This is a genomic window from Citrobacter sp. Cpo012 (assembly GCF_030333015.1).
Taxonomy (GTDB): Bacteria; Pseudomonadota; Gammaproteobacteria; order Enterobacterales; family Enterobacteriaceae; genus Citrobacter; species Citrobacter portucalensis.
This window is the reverse complement of sequence record NZ_JAOWGR010000042.1, coordinates 167,939-193,333: the sequence shown is the minus strand read 5'-3', so window position 1 is coordinate 193,333 and position 25,395 is coordinate 167,939. Positions and strand designations below refer to the sequence as shown.

24 protein-coding genes are annotated in these 25,395 nt (G+C 53.0%); 16 read left to right on the top strand and 8 right to left on the bottom strand.

The genetic code is table 11. The features are described from left to right. Nucleotides 1-17: 17 nt before the first annotated feature. The 4 genes from OGX90_RS19125 to araE all read left to right on the top strand — a co-directional run bounded on the left by OGX90_RS19125 (nucleotide 18) and on the right by araE (nucleotide 5,254). Nucleotides 18-1,196: an acetyl-CoA C-acetyltransferase gene (locus OGX90_RS19125; protein WP_032944867.1), complete on the top strand. Its 1,179-nt coding sequence runs from the start codon at nucleotides 18-20 to the stop codon at nucleotides 1,194-1,196. 668 nt (nucleotides 1,197-1,864) lie between these two features. Next, a complete protein-coding gene (gene kduI / locus OGX90_RS19120) occupies nucleotides 1,865-2,701 on the top strand; it encodes a 5-dehydro-4-deoxy-D-glucuronate isomerase (protein WP_008785720.1) in 837 nt (278 codons plus the stop codon). 57 nt (nucleotides 2,702-2,758) lie between these two features. After that, entirely contained in the window at nucleotides 2,759-3,520 is a 762-nt protein-coding gene (kduD, locus tag OGX90_RS19115) for a 2-dehydro-3-deoxy-D-gluconate 5-dehydrogenase KduD (protein WP_003033923.1), read from the top strand. A 315-nt stretch (nucleotides 3,521-3,835) separates the two neighbouring features. Next, nucleotides 3,836-5,254 carry an arabinose-proton symporter AraE gene (gene araE / locus OGX90_RS19110; RefSeq protein ID WP_003033926.1) on the top strand — a complete coding sequence of 473 codons (1,419 nt, stop codon included), beginning with the start codon at nucleotides 3,836-3,838 and terminating at the stop codon, nucleotides 5,252-5,254. Between the two features lie 106 nt (nucleotides 5,255-5,360). Here the strand turns inward: araE and OGX90_RS19105 are convergent, their stop codons facing one another. Continuing rightward, nucleotides 5,361-5,687: a cupin domain-containing protein gene (locus OGX90_RS19105; RefSeq protein WP_048225407.1), complete on the bottom strand. Its 327-nt coding sequence runs from the start codon at nucleotides 5,685-5,687 to the stop codon at nucleotides 5,361-5,363. A 141-nt stretch (nucleotides 5,688-5,828) separates the two neighbouring features. On the opposite strand from OGX90_RS19105, the gene OGX90_RS19100 reads away from it, so the two are divergent. Then, nucleotides 5,829-6,536, top strand: coding sequence for an aspartate/glutamate racemase (locus tag OGX90_RS19100; protein ID WP_048236705.1), 708 nt, complete (start codon nucleotides 5,829-5,831; stop codon nucleotides 6,534-6,536). On the opposite strand, the gene OGX90_RS19095 is transcribed toward OGX90_RS19100, so the two are convergent. Beyond that, complete coding sequence (locus OGX90_RS19095; protein ID WP_008785717.1) at nucleotides 6,508-7,443, bottom strand: LysR family transcriptional regulator; 936 nt, start codon at nucleotides 7,441-7,443, stop codon at nucleotides 6,508-6,510. The genes OGX90_RS19100 and OGX90_RS19095 overlap by 29 nt on opposite strands. Nucleotides 7,444-7,561: 118 nt before the next feature. Between OGX90_RS19095 and lysA the strand changes: the two genes are divergently transcribed. Continuing rightward, nucleotides 7,562-8,818: a diaminopimelate decarboxylase gene (gene lysA / locus OGX90_RS19090; protein ID WP_286573850.1), complete on the top strand. Its 1,257-nt coding sequence runs from the start codon at nucleotides 7,562-7,564 to the stop codon at nucleotides 8,816-8,818. Nucleotides 8,819-8,925: 107 nt separating this feature from the next. Here the strand turns inward: lysA and OGX90_RS19085 are convergent, their stop codons facing one another. Beyond that, nucleotides 8,926-9,936: a LacI family DNA-binding transcriptional regulator gene (locus tag OGX90_RS19085; RefSeq protein WP_008785715.1), complete on the bottom strand. Its 1,011-nt coding sequence runs from the start codon at nucleotides 9,934-9,936 to the stop codon at nucleotides 8,926-8,928. A 13-nt stretch (nucleotides 9,937-9,949) separates the two neighbouring features. Next, nucleotides 9,950-10,978, bottom strand: coding sequence for an HTH-type transcriptional regulator GalR (galR, locus tag OGX90_RS19080; protein ID WP_048215625.1), 1,029 nt, complete (start codon nucleotides 10,976-10,978; stop codon nucleotides 9,950-9,952). A 597-nt stretch (nucleotides 10,979-11,575) separates the two neighbouring features. Here galR and aas point away from each other — a divergent pair. Continuing rightward, a complete protein-coding gene (aas, locus tag OGX90_RS19075) occupies nucleotides 11,576-13,735 on the top strand; it encodes a bifunctional acyl-ACP--phospholipid O-acyltransferase/long-chain-fatty-acid--ACP ligase (RefSeq protein WP_286624521.1) in 2,160 nt (719 codons plus the stop codon). Beyond that, nucleotides 13,728-14,921 (top strand): lysophospholipid transporter LplT, encoded by a 1,194-nt coding sequence (gene lplT, locus OGX90_RS19070; protein WP_234096531.1) that lies wholly within the window; start codon nucleotides 13,728-13,730, stop codon nucleotides 14,919-14,921. Before aas ends, lplT begins: the two co-directional genes overlap by 8 nt. A 215-nt stretch (nucleotides 14,922-15,136) precedes the next feature. Here the strand turns inward: lplT and OGX90_RS19065 are convergent, their stop codons facing one another. From OGX90_RS19065 to mutH, 4 genes are all read right to left on the bottom strand, one after another. After that, nucleotides 15,137-16,177, bottom strand: coding sequence for an NADP(H)-dependent aldo-keto reductase (locus OGX90_RS19065; protein ID WP_003825597.1), 1,041 nt, complete (start codon nucleotides 16,175-16,177; stop codon nucleotides 15,137-15,139). Nucleotides 16,178-16,283: 106 nt separating this feature from the next. Next, nucleotides 16,284-16,502, bottom strand: coding sequence for a lipoprotein YgdR (gene ygdR, locus OGX90_RS19060; protein ID WP_000758660.1), 219 nt, complete (start codon nucleotides 16,500-16,502; stop codon nucleotides 16,284-16,286). Between the two features lie 144 nt (nucleotides 16,503-16,646). Continuing rightward, on the bottom strand, nucleotides 16,647-17,360 hold the full coding sequence (locus OGX90_RS19055) for a TerC family protein (RefSeq protein ID WP_003033961.1): 714 nt from the start codon (nucleotides 17,358-17,360) through the stop codon (nucleotides 16,647-16,649). A gap of 75 nt (nucleotides 17,361-17,435) precedes the next feature. Then, nucleotides 17,436-18,131 carry a DNA mismatch repair endonuclease MutH gene (gene mutH, locus OGX90_RS19050; protein WP_003033965.1) on the bottom strand — a complete coding sequence of 232 codons (696 nt, stop codon included), beginning with the start codon at nucleotides 18,129-18,131 and terminating at the stop codon, nucleotides 17,436-17,438. 684 nt (nucleotides 18,132-18,815) lie between these two features. Here mutH and rppH point away from each other — a divergent pair. The 8 genes from rppH to OGX90_RS19010 all read left to right on the top strand — a co-directional run bounded on the left by rppH (nucleotide 18,816) and on the right by OGX90_RS19010 (nucleotide 25,392). Next, nucleotides 18,816-19,346: an RNA pyrophosphohydrolase gene (rppH, locus tag OGX90_RS19045; protein WP_003825602.1), complete on the top strand. Its 531-nt coding sequence runs from the start codon at nucleotides 18,816-18,818 to the stop codon at nucleotides 19,344-19,346. A gap of 12 nt (nucleotides 19,347-19,358) precedes the next feature. Further along, complete coding sequence (ptsP, locus tag OGX90_RS19040) at nucleotides 19,359-21,605, top strand: phosphoenolpyruvate--protein phosphotransferase (protein WP_003825604.1); 2,247 nt, start codon at nucleotides 19,359-19,361, stop codon at nucleotides 21,603-21,605. A gap of 190 nt (nucleotides 21,606-21,795) precedes the next feature. Next, nucleotides 21,796-22,671, top strand: a complete 876-nt coding sequence (gene lgt, locus OGX90_RS19035) for a prolipoprotein diacylglyceryl transferase (protein ID WP_003825606.1) — start codon at nucleotides 21,796-21,798, stop codon at nucleotides 22,669-22,671. 6 nt (nucleotides 22,672-22,677) lie between these two features. Further along, nucleotides 22,678-23,472, top strand: coding sequence for a thymidylate synthase (thyA, locus tag OGX90_RS19030; RefSeq protein ID WP_003033990.1), 795 nt, complete (start codon nucleotides 22,678-22,680; stop codon nucleotides 23,470-23,472). 183 nt (nucleotides 23,473-23,655) lie between these two features. Next, a complete protein-coding gene (locus OGX90_RS19025) occupies nucleotides 23,656-24,126 on the top strand; it encodes a prepilin peptidase-dependent protein (protein ID WP_060683297.1) in 471 nt (156 codons plus the stop codon). Then, nucleotides 24,117-24,680, top strand: a complete 564-nt coding sequence (locus OGX90_RS19020) for a prepilin peptidase-dependent protein (protein WP_234692772.1) — start codon at nucleotides 24,117-24,119, stop codon at nucleotides 24,678-24,680. The genes OGX90_RS19025 and OGX90_RS19020 overlap by 10 nt, the downstream gene beginning before the upstream one ends. After that, a complete protein-coding gene (locus OGX90_RS19015; protein ID WP_048236699.1) occupies nucleotides 24,677-25,084 on the top strand; it encodes a DUF2509 family protein in 408 nt (135 codons plus the stop codon). The genes OGX90_RS19020 and OGX90_RS19015 overlap by 4 nt, the downstream gene beginning before the upstream one ends. Further along, nucleotides 25,069-25,392 (top strand): prepilin-type N-terminal cleavage/methylation domain-containing protein, encoded by a 324-nt coding sequence (locus OGX90_RS19010; RefSeq protein ID WP_048236697.1) that lies wholly within the window; start codon nucleotides 25,069-25,071, stop codon nucleotides 25,390-25,392. Before OGX90_RS19015 ends, OGX90_RS19010 begins: the two co-directional genes overlap by 16 nt. The last annotated feature ends 3 nt before the right edge of the window (nucleotides 25,393-25,395 follow it).

Here is a 25,395-nt window from a genome sequence, read left to right as displayed (position 1 = left end):
TTTGCGCTGAGGTAGTGATGAAAGAGGTTGTGATCGTCGGGGCTTTAAGGACACCGATTGGCTGCTTCCAGGGGACGCTGGCGCGCCACTCTGCCGTTGAGTTAGGCAGCATGGTGGTCAAGGCGTTACTGGAACGCACGGGCGTGGACGTTCACGCTGTGGATGAAGTGATCCTCGGACAGGTGCTTACCGCAGGTGCCGGGCAGAACCCTGCGCGTCAGTCTGCCATCAATGGTGGGCTACCCAATACCGTTTCCGCCATCACCATTAACGATGTCTGTGGCTCGGGTCTGAAAGCGCTGCATCTGGCGACCCAGGCTATCCAGTGTGGCGAAGCCGACATTGTGATTGCGGGCGGGCAAGAGAATATGAGCCGTGCACCGCATGTCCTTACCGATAGCCGCACTGGCGCACAGCTGGGGAACAGCCAACTGGTCGACAGCCTGGTACATGACGGTCTGTGGGATGCCTTCAACGATTATCACATGGGCGTTACCGCAGAAAACCTGGCGCGAGAATACGGAATCAGCCGCGAATTGCAGGATGCCTACGCGCTGCACTCGCAGCACAAAGCGCGGATGGCAATTGATGCCGGACGCTTTAAAGATGAAATCGTGCCGGTGGTAACACAGCGTAATGGGCAATCGTTCGTGGTGGACACCGACGAACAACCGCGTACCGATGCCAGCGCCGAGGGGCTGGCGCGTCTGGATCCTACCTTTGACAGACTCGGTTCGGTAACGGCGGGTAACGCGTCATCCATCAACGACGGTGCCGCTGCGGTGATGATGATGAGCGAGGCCAAGGCGCAGGAACTTAACTTACCTGTGTTGGCCCGTATTCGCGCCTTTGCCAGCGTCGGAGTCGACCCTGCGCTTATGGGGATTGCGCCAGTGTATGCAACACGCCGCTGCCTTGAGCGCGTGGGCTGGCAACTGGCTGATGTTGATCTTATCGAAGCTAATGAAGCCTTCGCCGCGCAGGCATTATCCGTTGGGAAAATGCTGGAGTGGGATGAACGGCGGGTGAATGTGAACGGCGGGGCCATTGCGCTCGGCCATCCGATTGGCGCTTCTGGCTGTCGTATTCTGGTTTCGCTGGTACATGAAATGGTGAAGCGTCGGGCGCACAAAGGACTGGCAACGCTGTGTATTGGTGGTGGTCAGGGGGTGGCGCTCGCTATCGAACGAGACTAATCCCCGTCATACTTCAAGCTGCATGTGCGTTGGCTTTACTCGCTCACCCCAGTCACGTACTTATGTACGCTCCGGGGAATTCGCTGCGTCGCCGCGTGATTCGGCCTTACGGCCTCACCCCTTCGGGGCCAGCGCAAGCGCTGTTCAAAACGGCCGGGAAGTTTTGTCCTGCAACTCGAATTATTTAGGGTATATATTTTTCTTCTCGAACAGTTTTCTGCCGTGTTATCTCTTCCTCTATAAAAAAGCCCTCCAACAGGAGGGCAAGGCCAGTTACAGAAACATACACTCTAAACCCTGCCAACATATCAAAACGTTGTTTCATTTCATGTGATTGATAGCGCACTTTGTTAGAAAAGGTGTGTGAATGACGTATGAGCCTGGCTGTATTTTCAATATCTTATCCCTGCCACTAGTGATCTACTTTTTTGTGTTTTTATATATCTAATTGTTTTAAATGATTTTATTTAAACAAATTTTGCGATTTATATGCGCTAGCGTGATCGCACTTACACTTTTGATAATAAGATGCGGAAAAAGTGAAACATCGTTTTAGTTATAATTGAAAACACATTCAGGGAGGGATATCATGAGCGCATAAGATAAAACGGAACAGCGTTTTGCTATTCGTTTAAGCATTCACGGTCAATTTATCACTGGAGGTAAATGTGGACGTAAGACAAAGCATCCATAGTGCGCATGCGAAAACCCTGGACACTCAGGGGCTGCGTAATGAGTTTTTGGTCGAAGAAGTGTTTGTCGCAGATGAATACACCATGGTCTACAGCCACATCGACCGCATCATTGTTGGCGGCATTATGCCAGTGGCCAAAACCGTCTCTGTGGGTGGCGAAGTCGGCAAACAGCTGGGCGTAACCTATTTCCTCGAACGTCGTGAGCTGGGTGTGATCAATATCGGCGGCCCGGGCACGATTACCGTTGACGGCCAGTGCTATGAAATTGGTCATCGCGACGCGCTGTACGTCGGAAAAGGGGCAAAAGAAGTGGTATTCGCCAGTATTGATACGGCGAAACCGGCGAAGTTTTACTACAACTGCGCGCCGGCACACACGACTTACCCAACTAAGAAAGTCACGCCTGCAGACGTTGCGCCAGTGACGCTGGGCGATAACCTCACCAGTAACCGTCGTACCATCAACAAATACTTTGTGCCGGATGTTCTGGAAACCTGCCAGTTGAGCATGGGTCTGACTGAACTGGCACCGGGTAACCTGTGGAACACCATGCCGTGTCATACCCATGAACGTCGTATGGAAGTCTATTTCTACTTCAATATGGAAGAAGATACCTGCGTCTTCCACATGATGGGTCAGCCTCAGGAAACGCGTCATATTGTGATGCACAACGAGCAGGCGGTGATTTCTCCAAGCTGGTCTATTCACTCCGGCGTCGGCACAAAAGCTTATACGTTCATTTGGGGCATGGTCGGCGAAAACCAGGTCTTTGATGATATGGACCATGTTGCAGTAAAAGATCTGCGCTAGTTGCGGGCGACAGCCGTGCCTGCTGCGGCGGGCATTATAAAAAATTAAGGATTTACAATGATTTTGAATGCATTCTCTCTTGAAGGTAAAGTCGCCGTTGTGACCGGTTGTGACACAGGTTTGGGTCAGGGTATGGCGCTGGGTCTGGCTGAAGCGGGCTGCGATATCGTCGGTATCAACATTGTTGAACCGACAGAAACCATCGAACGCGTGACCGCACTGGGCCGCCGTTTTTTAAGCCTGACCGCCGATCTGCGTCAAATCGATGGTATTCCGGCGCTGCTGGAGCGCGCAGTGGCAGAATTCGGCCATATTGATATTCTGGTCAACAACGCGGGTCTTATCCGTCGTGACGATGCGATCGATTTCAGCGAAAAAGACTGGGACGACGTGATGAACCTGAACATTAAGAGCGTGTTCTTTATGTCTCAGGCTGCGGCGAAGCATTTTATCGCTCAGGGTAACGGCGGCAAAATTATCAATATCGCCTCTATGCTTTCCTTCCAGGGCGGGATCCGCGTGCCGTCTTACACCGCATCTAAAAGCGGCGTAATGGGTGTTACCCGTCTGATGGCGAACGAGTGGGCAAAACATAACATCAACGTCAACGCGATTGCACCAGGTTACATGGCGACGAATAACACCCAACAGCTGCGTGCTGATGAGCAACGTAGCGCAGAGATCCTCGATCGTATCCCGGCGGGTCGTTGGGGTTTACCGAGCGACCTGATGGGGCCTGTCGTGTTCCTGGCGTCCAGCGCATCTGACTATATCAACGGCTATACCGTTGCAGTAGATGGCGGCTGGCTGGCACGTTAATTCACTTTCCAGAACCGTTAAACCCTGCCCTCTGGCAGGGTTTTTTTATATTCGGATTAATAAAATCCATATTGTGGTTATAAATTATTCCATATTAAATTTCATACGTATAAATTTATTGTTTTTAATATCCTTTAATATCAACAAATTAAATTTAATTGAGTGATTGTCGGTAAATTTTAAAATTGGAATATCCATCACATAACCATGTGGTGTAGCTATTTAATCCATATTTTTGCCGTTTCCCGCCTGACGCTTCCTGCAAGGGATCCCTTACTTTCAATGGCATGGTTACTCTGTATCTGGCAGGAAAAAATGGTCTCAATAAATAATGATGCTGCTTTAGCGCCGCGCCCAGTGCGCGATACGCGACGTATGAATATGTTTGTTTCTATCTCTGCGGCTGTCGCAGGGTTGTTATTCGGCCTGGATATTGGCGTGATAGCTGGCGCATTGCCTTTTATCACCGATCACTTTGTGTTGACCAGCCGCCTGCAGGAGTGGGTGGTAAGCAGCATGATGCTGGGTGCGGCAATTGGTGCGCTGTTTAACGGTTGGTTGTCATTCCGCCTGGGGCGCAAATACAGCCTGATGGCGGGCGCGATCCTTTTCGTCGTCGGATCTCTGGGCTCGGCGTTTGCCTCCAGCGTAGAAATGCTCATTTTTGCTCGCGTGGTGTTGGGCGTAGCGGTGGGGATCGCGTCTTACACCGCACCACTCTATCTCTCTGAAATGGCCAGCGAAAATGTGCGTGGCAAGATGATCAGTATGTATCAGCTGATGGTGACGCTGGGCATCGTTCTGGCCTTTTTGTCCGATACCGCGTTCAGCTACAGCGGTAACTGGCGCGCTATGCTTGGCGTGCTGGCGCTTCCGGCTGTATTGCTGATTATTCTGGTTGTTTTCTTGCCCAACAGCCCGCGCTGGCTGGCGGAGAAAGGTCGCCACATCGAAGCTGAAGAAGTACTGCGCATGTTGCGCGATACGTCAGAAAAAGCCCGCGATGAGCTGAACGAAATCCGTGAAAGCCTGAAGCTGAAGCAAGGTGGTTGGGCGCTGTTTAAAATTAACCGTAACGTGCGTCGTGCGGTTTTCCTCGGAATGTTACTGCAGGCGATGCAGCAGTTCACCGGGATGAACATCATCATGTATTACGCGCCGCGCATTTTTAAAATGGCGGGTTTTACCACCACAGAGCAGCAGATGATTGCCACGCTGGTAGTTGGCTTAACGTTTATGTTCGCCACCTTTATTGCCGTCTTCACGGTCGACAAAGCAGGACGTAAACCGGCGCTGAAAATTGGTTTCAGCGTAATGGCCATCGGGACGCTGGTGCTCGGATATTGCCTGATGCAGTTTGATAATGGCACGGCTTCCAGTGGGCTATCCTGGCTGTCAGTTGGCATGACGATGATGTGTATTGCAGGCTATGCAATGAGCGCCGCGCCGGTGGTGTGGATTCTGTGTTCGGAAATTCAGCCGCTGAAATGCCGTGATTTTGGTATTACCTGCTCCACCACCACCAACTGGGTGTCGAACATGATCATTGGCGCAACGTTCCTGACGCTGCTCGACAGCATTGGCGCCGCCGGTACGTTCTGGCTTTATACCGCGCTGAACGTTGTGTTTATCGGTATTACGTTCTGGCTGATTCCAGAAACCAAAAACGTCACGCTGGAGCATATCGAACGTAAGCTGATGGCGGGCGAGAAGTTAAGAGATATTGGGGTGTAAGTCAGACAAGCATGCCGGATAGCGATTCAGCCTTGTCCGGCCGGCGAGTGGAGTCTCTTACAGGCCGGGAAAGCGTCAACGCGACCCGGTTTTTTTATTTAGCGCCTTACCCGTGCAGAAAATCTTCGCGAATTGGGGTAAAGGTATCCAGCAGCGTTCCCGGTTTTAAGCAGACGCAGCCATGCATAATGTTGGGCTGTTTATACAGGGTATCGCCCGCCCTAACGATATGCTTTTCTTCGCCGATGGTAAATTCAAACTCACCGGACAACACGTAAGTCAGCTGCTCGTGCGGATGATTGTGCATCGGGCCGATTGCGCCTTGCTCGAAGTTCACCTCAACCGCCATCATGTTACCGTCGTGAGCAAGAATACGCCGGGTAACGCCATTGCCCAGATCGTCAAGCGTGGTCTCTTTATGAAAAATAAACATCCGGCCTTCCTGTAATTAATTAAAACAATGTTTCATTAAAGCTATATCAGAAAATTAAAAAAAGAAATGCACGCCAACAGATGTGGAAAGTTGATCACATCTTTGGTTCACTGGAGAGACAACAACGAGTCAGGGGAAATGATGAAAACGATCGGTCTGTTAGGCGGTATGAGCTGGGAATCTACCATTCCTTATTATCGACTCATTAATGAAGGCATAAAACAGCGTCTGGGCGGTCTGCATTCTGCGCAGATTCTGTTGCACAGCGTGGATTTTCACGAGATTGAAGTCTGCCAGTCAAGCGGTGACTGGCAGCGAGCCGGTGAGATCCTCGCGCAGGCCGCCACAGGGCTACAGCAAGCCGGGGCGCAAGGAATTGTGCTGTGTACCAACACCATGCACAAAGTTGCTGAGGCGATTGAAAGCGCCTGTGACGTGCCGTTTCTGCATATTGCTGACGCGACGGGTCGGGCGATACAAAAGCAGCAGATGAACAACGTGGCGCTACTGGGTACGCGTTACACCATGGAGCAGGATTTTTACCGCGGGCGTTTACAGACTGAATTCGGCATTAGCACGTTGATCCCTGAAGCTGATGATCGTCAGAAAATAAACCAGATTATTTTCGATGAGCTGTGTCTCGGTGAATTCAGCGAGGCTTCCCGCGATTATTACCTGGGCGTCATCGACCAACTGGCGAAACAGGGGGCGCAAGGGGTGATCTTTGGCTGTACCGAGATTGGTCTGCTGGTTCCCACCGAGCTAAGCCCACTACCGGTTTTCGACACCGCGGCAATCCATGCGCAAGATGCGGTGGCGTTTATGCTTTCGGCTGTGGATGCAAAATAGCCTCCAGCGGGTCAATAAGCCTCGGTAGATGGGCCTGCAGATGCGCCGTAAAAGCATCAACCAGCGCCGAGGCGGGGCGATGAAGCGGGTGAATCAGGCTGACTGTAAAGGGTACCGAAATACTGAAGCGGCGGATAACGACTCCGCTGCTGGCGTAATCCAGCGCGGTAAGTGGGTTCACCACCGAGATCCCCACGCCTGCCCGTACCATTGCACAAATTGAAGCGGCGCTATGGGTTTCAATCACCATGCGGCGCTTCACCTGGTGCTCATTAAACAGGGTATCCAGTAGCTGACGGTAGCTGTCGGTGCGCGACAGGCTGATGTAGTTTTCTCCCTGAAAATCCTGCGGCGTTAACACCGCTTTCTTAGTCAGCGGATGGCCCTGCGGCAGCACGCACACTTCATCCAGCGCCAGCAATTCGGTGCGTTTCGTTCCGGCAGGCGTATGCAGCGTTTCCGTTAACCCCAGATCGTGGCGCTGCGCCGACAGCCACTCTTCCAGCAGCGGTGACTCCTGCGGCACTATCTGAATATTGACTTGTGGATAGCGTGCGAGGAATGGCTGCAGCAGCGGCGGTAAAAAAGACTGTGAGAATACCGGCAGGCAAACAATCGACAATTCGCCCTGGCGAAACTCGCGCAGGCTTTCGGCGGCGCTCACAATTCTGTCCAGGCCATACCACGAACGTTGCACCTCTTCAAACAGACGTAACCCTTGCACGGTTGGGTGCAGTCGGCCACGCGTACGTTCAAACAGCGTTAATCCCAGCACTTTCTCGAATCGGGCCAGTTCCCGGCTGACGGTGGGCTGCGAGGTATGTAGCATGCGCGCGGCTTCTGTCAGATTGCCTGCCGTCATGATGGCGTGAAAAATTTCGATGTGTCGCAGGTTAACGGCGGGCATGGGCAATCCTCAAATGAATCAATCCATATCATTTTTGCATAGACTCACGATAAAACGATATTTTTTATTCTTTTCGGGCTGTGGCGTAATCATAAAAAAGCCAATACCGGAGCACACCATGCCACGCCCACTCAATAGTACTGACACTGACCTGACCGCCGACAACCTGCTGCGCCTGCCTGCCGAATTCGGCTGCCCGGTGTGGGTCTATGATGCGCAGATTATCCGCGCGCAGATTGCCAAATTGAGTCAGTTTGACGTGGTGCGTTTCGCCCAGAAGGCATGTTCGAATATTCATATTTTGCGCCTGATGCGCGAGCAGGGCGTGAAGGTTGATTCCGTCTCGCTTGGCGAAATTGAACGTGCGTTGGCGGCAGGCTTCGTACCGGGGAAAGATGAAATCGTCTTTACCGCCGATATGATTGATGAAGCGACGCTCGCGCGGGTGCATGAATTGAGCATTCCGGTAAATGCGGGGTCGGTGGATATGTTGGAACAACTGGGCCAGGTCTCGCCGGGCCATCGCGTGTGGCTACGCGTAAACCCTGGCTTTGGGCATGGGCACAGTCAGAAAACCAATACCGGCGGCGAAAACAGCAAGCACGGGATCTGGTATAGCGATCTTCCCGCGGCGCTGGAGGTGATTCAGCGCTATAAGCTGAAGCTGGTGGGGATTCATATGCATATCGGCTCCGGCGTGGACTATGCGCATCTGGAGCAGGTGTGCGGTGCGATGGTGCGCCAGGTGGTTGAATTTGGCCAGGATCTGGAGGCGATCTCCGCAGGTGGCGGTTTATCAATCCCGTATCACGAAGGCGAAGAGGCGATCGATACCGATCACTACTTTGGATTGTGGAACGCTGCGCGTGAACAGATTGCTAAACACCTGGGTCACCCGGTCGCGCTTGAGATAGAGCCAGGTCGTTTTCTGGTCGCGGAAGCTGGCGTGTTAGTGGCGCAGGTGCGTAGCGTTAAAGAGATGGGTAGCCGCCACTTTGTGCTGATCGATGCGGGCTTCAACGATCTAATGCGCCCGGCCATGTACGGTAGTTATCACCATATCTCCGCGCTGGCAGGGGATGGTCGCTCTCTGGAACACACCCCACATCGGGAAACCGTGGTAGCCGGGCCGCTGTGCGAATCTGGCGACGTGTTTACCCAGCAGGAGGGCGGAAATGTGGAAACCCGTCTGTTGCCTGCGGTGGTGCCGGGCGATTATCTGGTGCTGCATGATACCGGGGCGTACGGCGCGTCAATGTCGTCAAACTACAATAGCCGTCCGCTGCTGCCGGAGGTTTTGTTTGATAACGGCGTGGCGCGGCTAATTCGCCGTCGCCAGACCATTGATGAGCTGTTAGCGCTGGAATTAATCTGATTACAGCGTTGTGAAATGCCGGATGACGCTACGCTTATCCGGCCTACGAGATTAACTGCGGGGCCTGTAGGCCGGATAAGGCGCTTGCGCCGCCATCCGGCATTTGATTACTTAAAGTATGGCCCGAGCGTTACTGAGTCACGTAGTACCAGTTTGCCGGTAAACGGTGGGATTGGCTCGACGCTCTCGCCGTTGGCCAGCCGAATAGCCTGGTCGATTGCCGTGGTTATCATGGTATCAATCGGTAGATAAACGGTAGACAGCCCCGGCTCCAGCCATTTGGCGCTGGGCGCATCATCAAAACCAAACAGTGAGACGTCCGTTGGGATCCTCAGCCCGGCCTGATGTAACGCTTTTGATGCGCCTAATGCCATGTCATCGTTACAGGCGAACAGGGCGCTAAATTTTACCCCTTCCTCCAGCAGTTCACGGCAGGCCTCATAGCCTCGCGTCATCGTGGAGTCGCCGTATTTGACCTTATCGGGATCCCAGGGAATACCGTTTTTTTCCAGCGCCTTACGATACCCCATCAGGCGGGATTTACCGGTAGGCGTATGACCAGGCACAGTGATACAAGCAATATCGCTATGGCCCTGGGAGATCAGGTAATTGACCGCCTGATAGGCCGCGTCTTCCTGTTCAAAGAAAATTGCGCGATCGCGGGCCTGGCTGACATCACGGTTGATGACCAGCAAGGGCATAGCAATGCTGTTCATCAACGACATAATCGCCTTTTCACTCATATAGCGTGTATAGAGAATAATGGCGTCGCACTGCCTGTCCGCCAGCATTTGCACGGCTTCCTGCTCACGCTCTGGTGTGTCGTGTCCGTCGGTGACGATCAACTGCTTGCCGTGAGATTCCGTCTGGCGTGAAGCCTGTTGCAGCAGGCGGCCAAAGTAGAATCCATCAAATGTGGAAACTACCAGACCAATGCTGTTGCTGGTGCGGTTTGCCAAAGAGCGCGCTAAAAAATTAGGCCGATAATCAAGTGCCTGCATGGCCTTAAACACTTTCTGGCGCGTGCTCTCTTTTACCTGACCCGTGCCATTCAGTACGCGCGAAACGGTCGCTTTTGAGACGCCTGCGTGTCGTGAAACGTCCAACATCGTAGTCATAACGCTATCCTGGTTATTCGTTTGACGATGAATTCCCCGGCTCTGTCAGCGTCGAAACGGAATGGCGACGCACCAGAGTTGGGTTAAAAACGTGGGTAATTTCAGGCACGGGACGCTTCTCCGCCAGCGCGAGCGCCAGTTCGGCAGCCTGGGTTGCCATCGTCACGATCGGGTAGCGCACCGTGGTCAGACGCGGGCGCACGTAGCGGGAAACCAGCACATCATCAAAACCAATCAGCGAGATTTCTCCCGGCACATCAATGCCGTTATCATTCAATACGCCCATGGCACCAGCCGCCATTGAGTCGTTGTAGCAGGCTACCGCAGTGAAGTTTTTGCCACGGCCAAGTAACTCGGTCATGGCCTGCTCACCGCCGCTTTCATCTGGTTCACCAAACGTTACCAGTCGATCGCTGACAGGAATATTGCTCTCTGCCAGCGCGTCGTAATAGCCTTGCAGACGATCTTCCGCATCTGAAATCGTGTGATTGGAGCACAGATAGCCAATGCGCGTATGGCCCTGCTGAATGAGGTGTCGGGTCGCGAGCCAGGCGCCGAAACGGTCATCAAGGGCAACGCAACGTTGTTCGAATCCCGGCAGAATTCGGTTAATCAATACCATGCCGGGGATTTGCTTCATGAGTGATGCCAGCTCAGCATCCGGGATAATTTTTGCGTGGACAACAAGGGCTGCGCAGCGGTGGCGAATGAGCTGTTCAATCGCCTGTCGTTCCTTCTGTTCATTATGGTAGCCGTTACCAATCAGTAAAAAATTACCGGTGTTATACGCCACCTGCTCGACAGCTTTAACCATTGCCCCAAAAAATGGATCGGACACATCACCTACCACCAGACCGATGGTTTCAGTGGATTGTTGTGCCAGCGCACGCGCATTGGCGTTGGGGTGGTAGCTGAGTGATTCCATTGCACTCGTTACGGCCAGGCGCGATGCTTCGCTGGCTTTAGGGGAATCATTAATCACTCGAGAAACGGTGGCGACTGATACACCAGCTAGTCGGGCTACATCCTTTATGGTCGCCATGATAGTACCTGTTGTGGGTAAACGCTTACATTCCGTCAGTGTTACGGAAAATGGCTGGCTGTTCAAGCAGATTGCCCGTCAGAACGTCGCAAATGTGAGCGCACACGAGCGAAGTAAGACAGAAAATAGAAAATGCTAATTTTTGCTTACACTTTGCGATGTGCTGTTGCGATTGTTCGCTGGTGAGGGAACTGAGCAGATTGCTAGAGTTGAGCTCCCAGAGGTATTGATAGGTGAAATCAACTTTCGGGTTGATCACTAGAATTACACCAGCCTGCGCAGATGCGCAGGTTTTTTTTTACCTTCAGCCTATCTGTAACAGTAACCGATAATTTACACAACTCGTTGCATTTGGGTTCATTCCTTTGCGTTTTCGCACTGGCGTATCTGGCTGCTGACGACCACAATCAAGATCCCAGAGGTATTGATTGGTGAGATTATTCGGTACGCACTTCGTACCTGTCTCTTGCACCAACCTGCGCGGATGCGCAGGTTTTTTTTCGGATTGTATTTACCAGTTACCTGTCGCGCCCATTCCCCAACTCGTATACTCTCCCACCATTGATGTTTATATAATTAATGGCACAGGGAGTTGAGATGCTATTTGGCTTTTTTCGTAATCTGTTTCGCGTGCTTTTCCGCGTTCGCGTCACGGGCGATGTCAGCGCGCTACAGGGAGAACGCGTTCTAATCACTCCCAACCATGTCTCATTTATAGACGGCATCCTGTTGGCGCTCTTTTTACCGATTCGTCCCGTCTTCGCTGTTTACACCTCGATCAGCCAGCAATGGTATATGCGCTGGCTAACCCCGTTGATTGATTTCGTACCGTTAGATCCAACCAAACCGATGTCGATTAAACATCTGGTTCGTCTGGTCGAACAGGGCCGTCCGGTGGTTATTTTCCCGGAAGGACGTATTTCGACGTCCGGTTCGTTAATGAAAATTTATGACGGCGCGGGGTTTGTTGCCGCAAAGTCTGGGGCGACGGTCGTTCCTGTGCGCATTGAAGGCGCGGAGCTTTCCCGCTTTAGCCGCCTGAAAGGTTTGGTTAAACAGCGATTCTTCCCGCGCATCCGCTTACATATCCTACCGCCGACACAACTGCCGATGCCGGAAGCACCGCGTGCTCGCGATCGCCGCAAAATTGCCGGAGAGATGCTGCATCAAATTATGATGGAAGCACGCATGGCGGTTCGTCCGCGTGAAACGCTATACGAGTCGCTGCTGGCAGCGAAATACCGTTTTGGCGCAGGCAAAAACTGCATTGAAGATGTTAACTTTACCCCGGACAGCTACCGCAAACTGCTGACAAAGACGCTCTTTGTGGCCCGTATTCTGGAAAAATACAGCGTCGAAGGTGAAAAAATCGGCCTGATGCTGCCAAACGCGGGGATCAGCGCGGCGGTTATTTTTGGCGCCATTGCGCGTCGACGCATTCCGGCCATGATGAACTACACCGCGGGCGTGAAAGGATTAACCAGCGCCATTACTGCGTCTGAAATTAAAACGATCTTCACATCCCGACAGTTTCTCGATAAAGGCAAACTCTGGCATTTACCGGAACAGCTCACCCAGGTGCGTTGGGTTTATCTGGAAGACTTAAAAGCTGATGTGACCTTCAGCGATAAGCTGTGGATTTTCTCACATCTGCTGGCACCGCATCTGGCGCAGGTGAAGCAGCAGCCGGAAGACGCTGCGGTGATCCTCTTTACTTCTGGCTCAGAAGGCCATCCGAAAGGTGTGGTTCACAGTCATAAAAGCATTCTGGCGAACGTTGAGCAGATCAAAACGATTGCCGATTTCACCGCCGATGACCGTTTTATGTCGGCGCTGCCGCTGTTCCACTCCTTTGGCCTGACGGTGGGATTATTCACGCCGCTACTGACTGGCGCAGAAGTGTTTCTTTATCCCAGCCCGCTGCATTACCGCATTGTGCCAGAGCTGGTATACGACCGGAACTGCACCGTGTTGTTTGGTACTTCAACGTTCCTCGGCAACTACGCGCGTTTTGCGCATCCGTACGATTTCCACCGCCTGCGCTATGTGGTGGCGGGAGCGGAAAAACTTCAGGACAGCACAAAGCAGCTGTGGCAGGAGAAATTTGGCCTGCGCGTTCTTGAAGGCTATGGCGTGACGGAATGTGCGCCGGTTGTGTCGATTAACGTACCAATGGCGGCAAAATCGGGAACGGTAGGGCGCATCTTGCCTGGTATGGATGCTCGACTGTTGGCCGTTCCGGGAATTGAGGACGGTGGGCGTTTACAGCTGAAAGGTCCTAATATTATGAGCGGCTATTTGCGCGTCGAAAAACCTGGCGTGCTGGAAGTGCCGACAGCAGAGAATGCGCAAGGTGAGATTGAGCGCGGCTGGTATGACACCGGAGACATCGTGCGCTTTGATGAAAACGGCTTTGTACTGATTCAGGGGCGCGCTAAGCGTTTCGCTAAAATTGCCGGAGAGATGGTTTCGCTGGAAATGGTTGAGCAACTGGCGTTGGCGGTATCCGCAGACAAAATGCACGCCACAGCGATCAAGAGTGATGCCAGCAAAGGTGAGGCGCTGGTGCTGTTCACTACCGACAGCGAGCTGACACGTGAAAAACTACAGCAGTATGCGCGGGCGCACGGTGTACCTGAACTTGCCGTACCGCGTGATATTCGCCATCTGAAGCAACTCCCCTTACTCGGCAGCGGTAAGCCGGATTTTGTTACGCTGAAAAGCTGGGTCGATGAGCCGGAAAAACAACATGAGTGAGTCAGTGCACACTAACACTTCAATCTGGTCCAAAGGGATGATGTCCGTTATCGCCGCGCAGTTTCTGTCGGCGTTTGGCGATAATGCGTTGCTGTTTGCTACGCTGGCGTTGCTGAAAGAACAATTCTATCCGGACTGGAGTCAGCCAATCCTGCAAATGGTGTTTGTGGGCGCTTACATTCTGTTTGCTCCCTTTGTGGGACAGGTGGCGGATAGCTTTGCCAAAGGCAGAGTGATGATGTTCGCGAACGCTCTGAAACTGCTGGGCGCGGCGAGTATTTGCTTCGGTATTAATCCGTTTCTTGGGTATACGCTGGTGGGGATCGGCGCGGCGGCATATTCACCGGCCAAGTACGGCATTCTCGGTGAACTGACTACCGGCGACAAACTGGTGAAGGCTAACGGCCTGATGGAAGCCTCCACCATTGCCGCGATTTTGCTCGGTTCTGTCGCCGGCGGCGTTCTGGCCGACTGGCACGTGATTGCCGCGCTTTCTGCCTGTGCCCTGGCCTATGCTGGCGCCGTGGTGGCTAACCTGTATATCCCGAAACTGGCCGCGGCTCGTCCTGGCCAGTCCTGGAATCTGGGGAAAATGACGCGCAGTTTCTTCTGTGCGGCTTCATCGTTGTGGCGCAACGGTGAAACACGCTTCTCGTTGGTGGGAACCAGCCTTTTTTGGGGAGCGGGCGTTACGCTGCGTTTTCTGCTGGTGCTGTGGGTCCCGGTGGCGCTCGGCATCACCGATAACGCCACACCGACCTACCTCAATGCCATGGTAGCGATCGGGATTGTGGTCGGTGCGGGTGCGGCAGCGAAGCTGGTAACGCTGGAAACCGTGTCGCGCTGTATGCCTGCGGGGATCCTGATTGGCGTCGTGGTGCTGATTTTCTCTCTTCAACATTCGCTGTTTCCGGCCTACGCATTGCTGATGCTTATCGGCGTGTCGGGTGGCTTCTTTGTGGTACCGCTGAATGCGTTGCTGCAGGAACGGGGTAAGAAAAGCGTCGGCGCGGGTAATGCGATAGCGGTGCAAAACCTGGGCGAAAACAGCGCGATGCTGTTGATGCTCGGTATTTACTCACTGGCGGTGCTGGTGGGGATCCCGGCTGTTGCGATTGGTATTGGATTTGGTGCGCTGTTTGCGCTGGCGATTGCGGCGCTGTGGATTTGGCAGCGCCGCCATTAGTCTGTTGTATGCTGTTGCCGGATGGCGGCGTTGCCTTATCCGGCCTACAGGACGCTCACTTTGTAGGCCTGATAAGCGTAGCGCCATCAGGCGCTAATCGTCGCGGTGCGAGATAAGTATGCTATGAATGTGCCGGATGGCGGCGTTACCGTAAACGGCCTACAGGGCGTTCACTTTGTAGGCCTGATAAGCGTAGCGCCATCAGGCGCTAACTGTTACGGTGCAGGATAGGTATACACCTGATGCACCGCTTCAATCTCTGCCAGTACTTCTTCGCTCAACTCCAGATGCAGGCTTTCAACGTTGGTTTTTAGCTGCTCCATCGTCGTGGCGCCCAGCAAAGTGCTGGCGACAAACGGCTGACGACGCACGAATGCCAGCGCCATTTGCGCAGGATCCAGATTATGGCGTTTCGCGATATCTACATAGGCCGCAACGGCTTTCTGCGTCTGCTCGCCGCTGTAGCGCGTGAAACGACTAAACAACGTATTGCGTGCACCGGCAGGTTTCGCGCCGTTCAGGTATTTCCCGGTTAACGTACCGAAGCCCAGGCAAGAGTAAGCCAGCAGCTCAACGCCTTCATACTGGCTCACTTCAGCCAGTCCAACCTCAAAGCTGCGGTTCAGCAGGCTGTAGGGGTTCTGGATGGTGGCGATGCGTGGCAGATCGTGTTTGTCCGCTAGGTGCAGATAGCGCATCACGCCAAACGCGGTTTCATTAGAAACGCCGATGTAGCGAATTTTCCCGGCGCGCTGAAACTCGGCCAGTGCGTCCAGCGTATCGAGAAGGGAAACGACCGGCGCGGAGTCTGTCCAGCTGTAGCCTAACTTACCAAAACAGTTAGTCGGGCGCTGCGGCCAGTGAACCTGATACAGATCCAGATAATCGGTTTTCAGTCTTTTCAGGCTGTCGTGCAGCGCTTCACGGATATTTTTACGGTCCAGCGCCTGATTCGGTCGAATGCCGCTGTCGTTGTTACGTGATGGTCCGCTGACCTTAGACGCAACGATCAGCTTTTCGCGGCTGCCGTGTTTGGCGAGCCAGTTACCTACGTAGGTTTCGGTGAGACCCTGGGTTTCAGGACGCGGCGGTACCGGATACATCTCGGCAACGTCGATCAAATTAATGCCCTGTGCTACGGCATAATCGAGCTGTGCATGTGCGTCGGCTTCGCTGTTTTGTTCACCAAACGTCATTGTGCCCAGCCCCAGTGTACTGACTTCCAGCGAGCTGTGGGGTATACGGTGATATTGCATAGCCGTTTCCTTTTTATAATCACGACATAAGGATTATAAAAATGGCTGAGGGAAGAGAAAAAGGGAAGTAAAATTGTTAAGGCCAGCGCGCTGCTGACCTCAACCATCAGCGTTCAATGATTTGAGACACATCATCGCGGTTAATCTGCATCGCATTGCCCTGCTGGTCGTGATAGCTCACCAGACCGGTATCATCGTCAATTTCTGGTTTTCCATCGGTCAGGATCATTCGACCATCTTTTGTCGCCATTACATAATCGCTGCTGCATCCGGAAACGGCAAAAGCCAGTCCTACGGCGGAAATCAAAACTGCCCATTTTTTCATCTGCTTATCCTCACATGGCCTGCGTCTGACAATAGTTTAGTAATAACGCGAAGTTGTGCAGGGTGAAAGCAGTAAAATCTTAAACTGTGAGAAGGGGTAGGTGTGGCTGGCATTCGCTCCCCTTGCGGGGAGCGATGGATTTCATCAGAGCGGATTTTTTTTATTACGCCACAGGTTCAGGGTCTCTACCGCGATAGAGAAGAACATGGCGAAATAGATATATCCTTTCGGAACGTGGACGTCGAAACTTTCCAGAATCAGCGTAAAACCGACCAGAATCAGAAACGAGAGCGCCAGCATTTTTACCGAAGGGTGGCGATCGACAAACTCACCAATCGGGCGAGCAGCAAACATCATCACGCCTACGGCAATCACCACCGCCGCCATCATGATAAACAGATGATCGGACAAACCAACCGCAGTAATCACGGAATCCAGACTGAAGATAATGTCTAACAACATGATCTGCACAATCGCGCCCAGGAAAGAAGATACGCGGGTTTTTAACCCCTCTTCCTCACCTTCAATGGATTCGTGGATCTCTTTACTGGCTTTCCAGATCAGGAACAATCCCCCCAGCAGAAGGATCAGGTCGCGTGCTGATATCGCCTCGCCAAACAGCTCGAATAACGGGTTTGTCAGCCGCGTTACCCAGGCGATAGAAGCCAGCAGTGCCAGACGCATGATCATCGCCGCCGCCAGCCCAATACGTCGGGCATGATTGCGTTGCGCTGTCGGGAGTTTGGCTACAACCAGAGAAAGGAAAATAATATTGTCGATCCCAAGAACGATCTCCAGCAGCGTCAGCGTACCGAGCGCAAGCCAGGCGTTAGGATCGGTTATCCATGCAAATAACATCGAACAAAGTCCTGCCAAAAAAAAGAAGCGGTAATTATAGGCCCGTAACGCGGCGGGTGAAAGGCCGGACGGTGCCTATTGCGCCTGGAACAAGAAATGTCGCTCAAGCAATGCGCGGGTGAAGTTCTTTTTCAGGTAAAAGCCGCGTGGCAGGGTCAGGATGGGTTCGCCGTTGGCGCCAATGGCCTCGGTAAGCGCGCGGGCGTTGGCGGCTTTAGGACGCAGTTGCAGTACTTCCCCATGGCGAGCGGTGATGCGTTCGACATGTCCTAACACAATCATGTCCATTAACTCTTCCCAGTCCAGACGCAATTGCCGGTCTTCTTCTTCATTCGGGCTCCACAGCAGGGGAGAGCCGACGCGGCGCTCAGCCAGAGGGATGCTGCGTTCGCCTTCTACCGGGATCCACAGAACACGTTTGAGTTTGTGCCGTACATGGCTGGTTTCCCAGGTGACGCCGGTATTGCCGGTTAACGGCGCCACACACACAAAGGTGGTTTCCAGCGGTCTGCCAAGACTGTCCACAGGGATCGTTTTCAGCTCCACGCCCAGCGCCGCAAAATCCTGCTCTGGTTTACTGCCCGCGCTGGCACCGAGCCAGATTTCCAGCAGGACGCCAATCCAGCCTTTATCGCGCTTAAGATCCTTCGGCGTAACGATTCCCGCCATTGCCGCTAATTCTCCTAACGCGTAGCCCGAAAGCTGCCGTGCCTGGCTCAGCAACTGGGCTTCAGATTCAGGGGGAGAAAGTAACGGACGGAGTTCTGGCATCGGGTTAACCCTTAGGTGAAAAAATGAGCAATGATTTTATACCGTGTGGACAGAGTTTATCTTTTTCCACATGCTTTATTCAATTCTATGATTTATATTGGTTTTTAGATTTACGTTCGCAGAGTTGCGCAACAGCGAAGCGGGTTTTCCAATTCTGGTCACTGACAATGAACAGGATCTTACACCATGTTATCCACAGAAAGATGGGATAACTGTGAAAAACCCCCACTACTGTTTCAATTTACAGCCTTGACGTGCGACGAAAATCGAATTTTCACACAAATTGTGCCTAACTTATTGGCATAATCTGTGGATAAAACCAACGCTGGTCGATCTTTCATCAGCGTGAAGATCTTATGCGTGATGCACATCACATTTCTGTGTGTTTATCTGCGTGGATCGGTTTTAACTTTATGAATGTATAAGAGTATTTTTGATATGTGACGAATGTCTTATTCGGACTGTTCTGGGTTTTCCCATAGTAATTCCGTACTTCTTCACAACTATATCCACAGAAAAGGTGAATAAAATCGCCTTGCTTGCCCTTCTTCTGTTTATAACTCGGCCTTTAACTGTGAGTTATTCAATTGTTATTAGAATATCGCACCCTTAACAGAGTGGTTTACCGCCCCTCAGGAGTGTGAAACAATCGTTTGTATATAAGGTTTATGTTGAGGTAGTCCGGTGATTGATGACGATGGCTACCGCCCGAATGTAGGGATAGTAATTTGTAACCGCCAGGGGCAGGTCATGTGGGCCCGGCGATTTGGTCAGCACTCCTGGCAATTCCCACAAGGTGGGATCAATGCAGGAGAGACAGCAGAGCAGGCGATGTACCGGGAACTCTTTGAAGAAGTGGGTCTCAGTCGTAAAGATGTACGGATCCTTGCTTCTACTCGTAACTGGTTGCGTTACAAGTTACCGAAACGTTTGGTGCGTTGGGACACAAAGCCGGTTTGTATCGGCCAGAAACAAAAATGGTTTCTTCTGCAATTGGTCAGCAGCGATGCTGAAATCAATATGCAAACCAGCAGTACACCTGAGTTCGACGGCTGGCGCTGGGTGAGTTACTGGTATCCGGTTCGACAGGTGGTGTCATTTAAACGCGATGTCTATCGCAGGGTGATGAAAGAATTCGCAAGTGTTGTCATGGCGCTTCAGGAGAGCACTCCTAAACCGCAAAGCGCACCTGCGTACAGACGTAAAAGAGGTTAAGCTACGCAAATTATGCTCACCCGCCTGCGCGAAATAGTCGAAAAGGTGGCCAGTGCTCCGCGTCTGAACGAAGCGCTGAATATACTGGTTACCGACATCTGTCTTGCGATGGATACAGAGGTCTGTTCGGTTTATCTGGCCGATCACGATCGACGTTGTTATTACCTCATGGCGACCCGGGGACTAAAAAAACCACGTGGTCGCACTGTCGCACTCGCGTTTGATGAAGGTATCGTTGGCCTGGTTGGCAGGCTGGCGGAACCTATCAACCTCGCCGATGCGCAAAAACATCCCAGCTTCAAATACATTCCTTCGGTAAAAGAAGAGCGTTTTCGTGCATTCTTAGGCGTACCGATCATTCAGCGTCGCCAGCTTTTAGGTGTGCTGGTGGTGCAGCAGCGTGAACTGCGTCAGTACGATGAAAGTGAAGAGTCTTTCCTCGTCACGCTCGCCACGCAAATGGCGGCCATACTTTCGCAGTCGCAGCTAAACGCGCTGTTCGGCCAGTACCGTCAAACGCGCATCCGTGCGCTGCCTGCCGCTCCTGGTGTGGCAATAGCCGAAGGTTGGCAGGATGCGACGCTGCCGTTGATGGAACAGGTCTACCAGGCTTCAACGCTGGATCCTGTGCTTGAACGCGAGCGACTGACCGGTGCGCTGGAAGAGGCGGCGAACGAATTCCGCCGCTACAGCAAGCGTTTTACCGCTGGGGCGCAGAAAGAAACGGCGGCGATCTTTGATCTTTACTCGCACTTGCTTTCCGATACCCGTCTGCGCCGCGAGCTGTTTGCGGAAGTGGATAACGGTTCGGTGGCCGAGTGGGCGGTTAAAACGATCATTGAAAAGTTTGCCGAACAGTTCGCCGCGCTGAGCGATAACTACCTCAAAGAGCGGGCCGGAGATTTACGCGCGCTGGGCCAGCGCCTGCTGTTCCACCTTGATGACTCTATCCAGGGGCCGAATGCCTGGCCGGAACGCTTTGTGCTGGTGGCGGATGAACTTTCAGCAACCACGCTGGCGGAGCTTCCTCAGGACCGGTTAGTTGGCGTGGTTGTCCGGGACGGCGCAGCCAACTCTCATGCGGCAATTATGGTGCGTGCGCTGGGTATCCCTACCGTCATGGGGGCCGATATCCAGCCGTCGGTGCTGCATCGCCGTACGCTGGTGGTGGACGGTTATCGCGGTGAACTGCTGGTCGATCCGGAACCGGTATTGATCCAGGAATACCAGCGTCTTATCAGTGAAGAAATTGAGCTGAGCCGCCTGGCGGAAGACGACGTCAACCAGCCAGCACAGCTGAAAAGCGGCGAGCGCGTGAAGGTGATGCTCAATGCGGGCCTCAGCCCGGAACATGAAGAAAAGCTGGGTAGCCGAATCGACGGCATTGGCCTCTATCGCACCGAAATCCCGTTCATGCTGCAAAGCGGATTTCCTTCGGAAGAAGAACAGGTTGCGCAGTATCAGGGTATGCTGCAAATGTTTAACGACAAGCCGGTGACCCTGCGTACGCTGGATGTCGGCGCCGATAAACAGCTGCCCTACATGCCGATCAGTGAAGAGAACCCGTGCCTTGGCTGGCGAGGGATCCGCATAACGCTCGATCAGCCGGAGATCTTTTTGATCCAGGTTCGCGCTATGCTGCGTGCGAATGCGGCAACCGGAAACCTGAGCATTTTGCTGCCGATGGTAACCAGCATCGATGAAGTGGACGAAGCGCGACGTTTGATTGAACGCGCCGGACGCGAAGTGGAGGAGATGATCGGTTACGAGATCCCGAAACCGCGCATTGGCATCATGCTGGAAGTTCCGTCGATGGTGTTCATGCTGCCGCATCTGACAAACCGGATAGACTTTATCTCGGTCGGAACCAACGACCTTACCCAGTACATACTGGCCGTCGATCGTAACAACACACGGGTAGCCAGCATTTATGACAGCCTGCATCCGGGGATGTTGCGTGCGCTGGCGATGATTGCGCAGGAAGCCGAAAGAAGCGGTATCGATTTGCGCCTGTGTGGTGAAATGGCGGGCGACCCGATGTGCGTGGCTATTCTGATCGGTCTCGGTTTCCGTCATTTGTCGATGAACGGTCGTTCTGTCGCTCGCGTAAAATATCTGCTGCGTCATATCGATTTTGATGAGGCGCAAACGCTGGCGCAGCGCAGCCTGGAGGCACAGATGGCAACGGAAGTACGCCATCAGGTAGCGGCCTTCATGGAGCGTCGTGGCATGGGGGGCTTGATTCGCGGGGGATTGTAGGCCTGATAAGCGTAGCGCTATCAGGTATTACGGGGGATAGAGATTACCTATACAGATCTTTTACATCTTCCCGGCATCCGCTTCTAACCCCTTGTGCTATCATTCGCACCTTTGGAGCGCCTGCATTATGCAGGCGCGCTTATCAATTGCTGTCTGACTTCAGCGAAATAACAAGAACTTGTGGTGACAGATGACCAGTAGCTATCTGCATTTTCCGGATTTCGATCCGGTCATTTTCTCAATCGGACCCGTCGCGCTTCACTGGTACGGCTTAATGTATTTGGTGGGGTTTATTTTCGCGATGTGGCTGGCGACGCGCCGCGCGAATCGTCCGGGCAGTGGCTGGACCAAAAATGAAGTAGAAAACTTACTGTATGCGGGCTTCCTCGGGGTTTTCCTCGGTGGGCGTATTGGTTACGTACTGTTCTATAACTTCCCGTTATTCCTCGATAATCCCCTGTATCTGTTCCGCGTCTGGGACGGCGGTATGTCCTTCCACGGTGGACTTATCGGTGTGATCCTGGTGATGATCATCTTCGCCAAACGCACTAAGCGTTCGTTCTTCCAGGTTTCTGATTTCATTGCCCCGCTGATTCCGTTTGGCCTGGGTGCAGGGCGTCTGGGCAACTTTATCAACGGTGAGCTGTGGGGACGCGTTGACCCGAACTTCAAGTACGCCATGCTGTTCCCGGGCTCCCGTACCGAAGATATTTTACTGCTGCAAACTAACCCGCAATGGCAGTCTATTTTTGATACCTACGGCTCGCTGCCACGCCACGCCTCACAGCTTTATGAGATGGCGTTGGAAGGCGTTGTGCTGTTTATCATTCTGAACTTGTACATTCGCAAACCGCGCCCGATGGGTTCGGTATCCGGTCTGTTCCTGATTGGTTATGGCGCGTTTCGTATTATTGTTGAATTCTTCCGCCAGCCGGATGCGCAGTTTACCGGCACCTGGGTACAGTACATCAGCATGGGGCAGATCCTCTCTATCCCGATGATTGTCGCAGGCATTATTATGATGGTTTGGGCGTACCGCCGCAGCCCACAGCAACACGTTTCCTGAGGAACCATGAAACAGTATTTAGAACTGATGCAAAAAGTGCTGGATGAAGGCACACAGAAAAACGACCGTACCGGAACCGGAACGCTTTCCATTTTTGGTCATCAGATGCGTTTTAATCTGCAGGAAGGGTTCCCGCTGGTTACGACTAAACGCTGCCATTTACGCTCGATCATTCATGAGCTGCTGTGGTTCTTGCAGGGCGATACTAACGTTGCCTACCTGCATGAAAACAACGTCTCAATCTGGGACGAATGGGCGGATGAAAACGGTAATTTAGGCCCGGTTTATGGCAAACAATGGCGCGCGTGGCCTACGCCAGATGGTCGCCATATCGACCAGATCACCACCGTGCTAAACCAGCTGAAAAATGATCCGGACTCTCGCCGCATCATCGTTTCCGCATGGAACGTCGGTGAGCTGGATAAAATGGCGCTGGCACCGTGCCATGCGTTCTTCCAGTTCTACGTGGCGGATGGCAAGCTCTCCTGCCAGCTGTATCAGCGTTCGTGCGATGTGTTCCTCGGCCTGCCGTTTAACATTGCCAGCTACGCTTTGCTGGTACACATGATGGCGCAGCAGTGCGATCTGGAAGTGGGTGATTTTGTCTGGACCGGCGGCGACACGCACCTGTACAGCAACCATATGGATCAAACGCATCTGCAGCTTAGCCGTGAACCTCGCGCGCTGCCGAAACTGGTTATCAAACGTAAGCCTGAATCAATCTTTGACTATCGCTTCGAAGACTTCGAAATTGAAGGCTACGATCCGCACCCGGGTATTAAAGCACCGGTAGCTATCTAACCTGTTTCATGCTGTCACAACCGACGCCCATGTGCGTCGGTTTTTTTTGTCTCAAATCGCGTTCTTCGGCGCGGATTCCTGAAATATTGCAACGGCCTGTAACGCGCTAAATATTCCCCATAGCTCGCCGTAGAAACCGAATTTCCCGCTCGTTATTCATTTTCCTCACGCCATACTGGCGACATGAAAAAACAACAAGGTTACACGCTTCTCGAAACCCTGATTGCGATGCTGATTGTCGCAGCGCTTGGTGCATCTGGGCTGTATGGTTGGCAGCGCTGGCAGCAGCAACAGCGGCTGTGGCAGACCGCCTGCCAGGTGCGGGACTACCTGCTGCAACTGCGTGAAGATGCTAACTGGCGTAACCGCGATCATGTGATAAGCGTGATTCGGGATGGCACATCATGGTGTTTTGTCAGCTCTGCGGCTTCGCAAACCACGTGCCGACCCGTTTCGTCTTTGGTTTTTACACCGCCCTGGGACGACGTCGAAATGGCAGAGATAACACCTTCACTGGCCTTTTTTGGACTGCGCAATACGGCATGGGCCGGACATATACGCCTGAAAAATGCGACTGGGGAATGGCGCGTGGTGGTTTCTGGCTGGGGGCGAATCAGGCTTTGCGAGCGTGATGAGGCCAGATTATGTCAGTAAATGAACGGGGATTTTCACTGCTGGAGATGCTCATTGCCATGGCGATTAGCAGTATTTTATTGCTTAGCTCAGCACGATTTTTACCGGCGCTACAGCGAGAGATTCTGCGTAACACGCGCCAGTTAGTACTGGAAGATGAAATATGGCAGCGGGTCTACACCGTGGCGAAGCATCTTCAGCGGGCGGGGTATTGCCGGGGAAACTGTGTCGGAGAGGGACTGGTGATATCGGCTAAGGGAGACTGTGTTATTGCCCGCTGGGATGCCAACAGCAATGGCGTTTGGGAAAGCAGTCCCGTGAAAGAGGCTGATTCTATTGGGTTTCGTTTACAGGACAAGGTGTTGGAAACCGTGCGTGGAGCCACTGGCTGCACTGGCAAAGGATGGGACAAAATGACCGATCCGGCCACGATGCAGATTGAGGTATTCCAGGTTGAAAGGCTGAATTTCAGCGGATATTCCCCGCTTCTTACGCTGCGTTTGCGTGGAGTGAGCAATGACGAACCACAAAAAGTTGTTGAAGCGGTCTACAGCGTTACGGGATTCAACCTGTGAACCGTGAGCGAGGCGTATCTTCTCTGGCAATGGTCCTGTTGCTGCTGGTGCTCGGTAGTCTGCTGCTGCAAGGCGTTAGCAGACAGGAGGCCAGTTTTGCTGCGCGTGTGGTCACACAAAGTCAGGCGCTGCAGCGTCAGGCGGTAGTGCAATCCGCGATAGAATGGGGGCGTACGCAGCCCTGGCGCTTACAACCCGCCGTACAGTGTCGGCGCGATCCCACGCAGGATGCCGCGGTTTGCCTGCGCCGGCTTACCAATAATTTTGTTCTGCTTATTGCCCACTATGAAGGGATATCGTTATGGCGTCAGGGGGTGGTTATTGATGGCAACATAGAATTCTCGGCGCGTGGTTGGAGCGATTTTTGTCCGCTAAAGGAGCAGACGTTATGCCAGATCCCTTGAACAGACAGCGTGGCTTTAGTCTGCCGGAAGTGATGCTGGCAATGGTACTAATGATCATGATTGTGACCGCGTTGTCAGGATACCAGCGGGTGCTAATGAACAGCTTTATCATCAGAAACCAGTATCAGCAACTCTGGCGCCACGCCTGGCAGCAAACCCAGCTGTACCCGTTTTCATCGCCTGTGAACTGGCAGGCTAACCGAATGCAGACAACGAGAGCGGGATGTGTCAGCATCAACGTTATAATTTCTTCACCCCTCGGCAGGCAGGGTCAGATGACGCGTCTGCATTGCCCGAATCGTCAGTAGTCA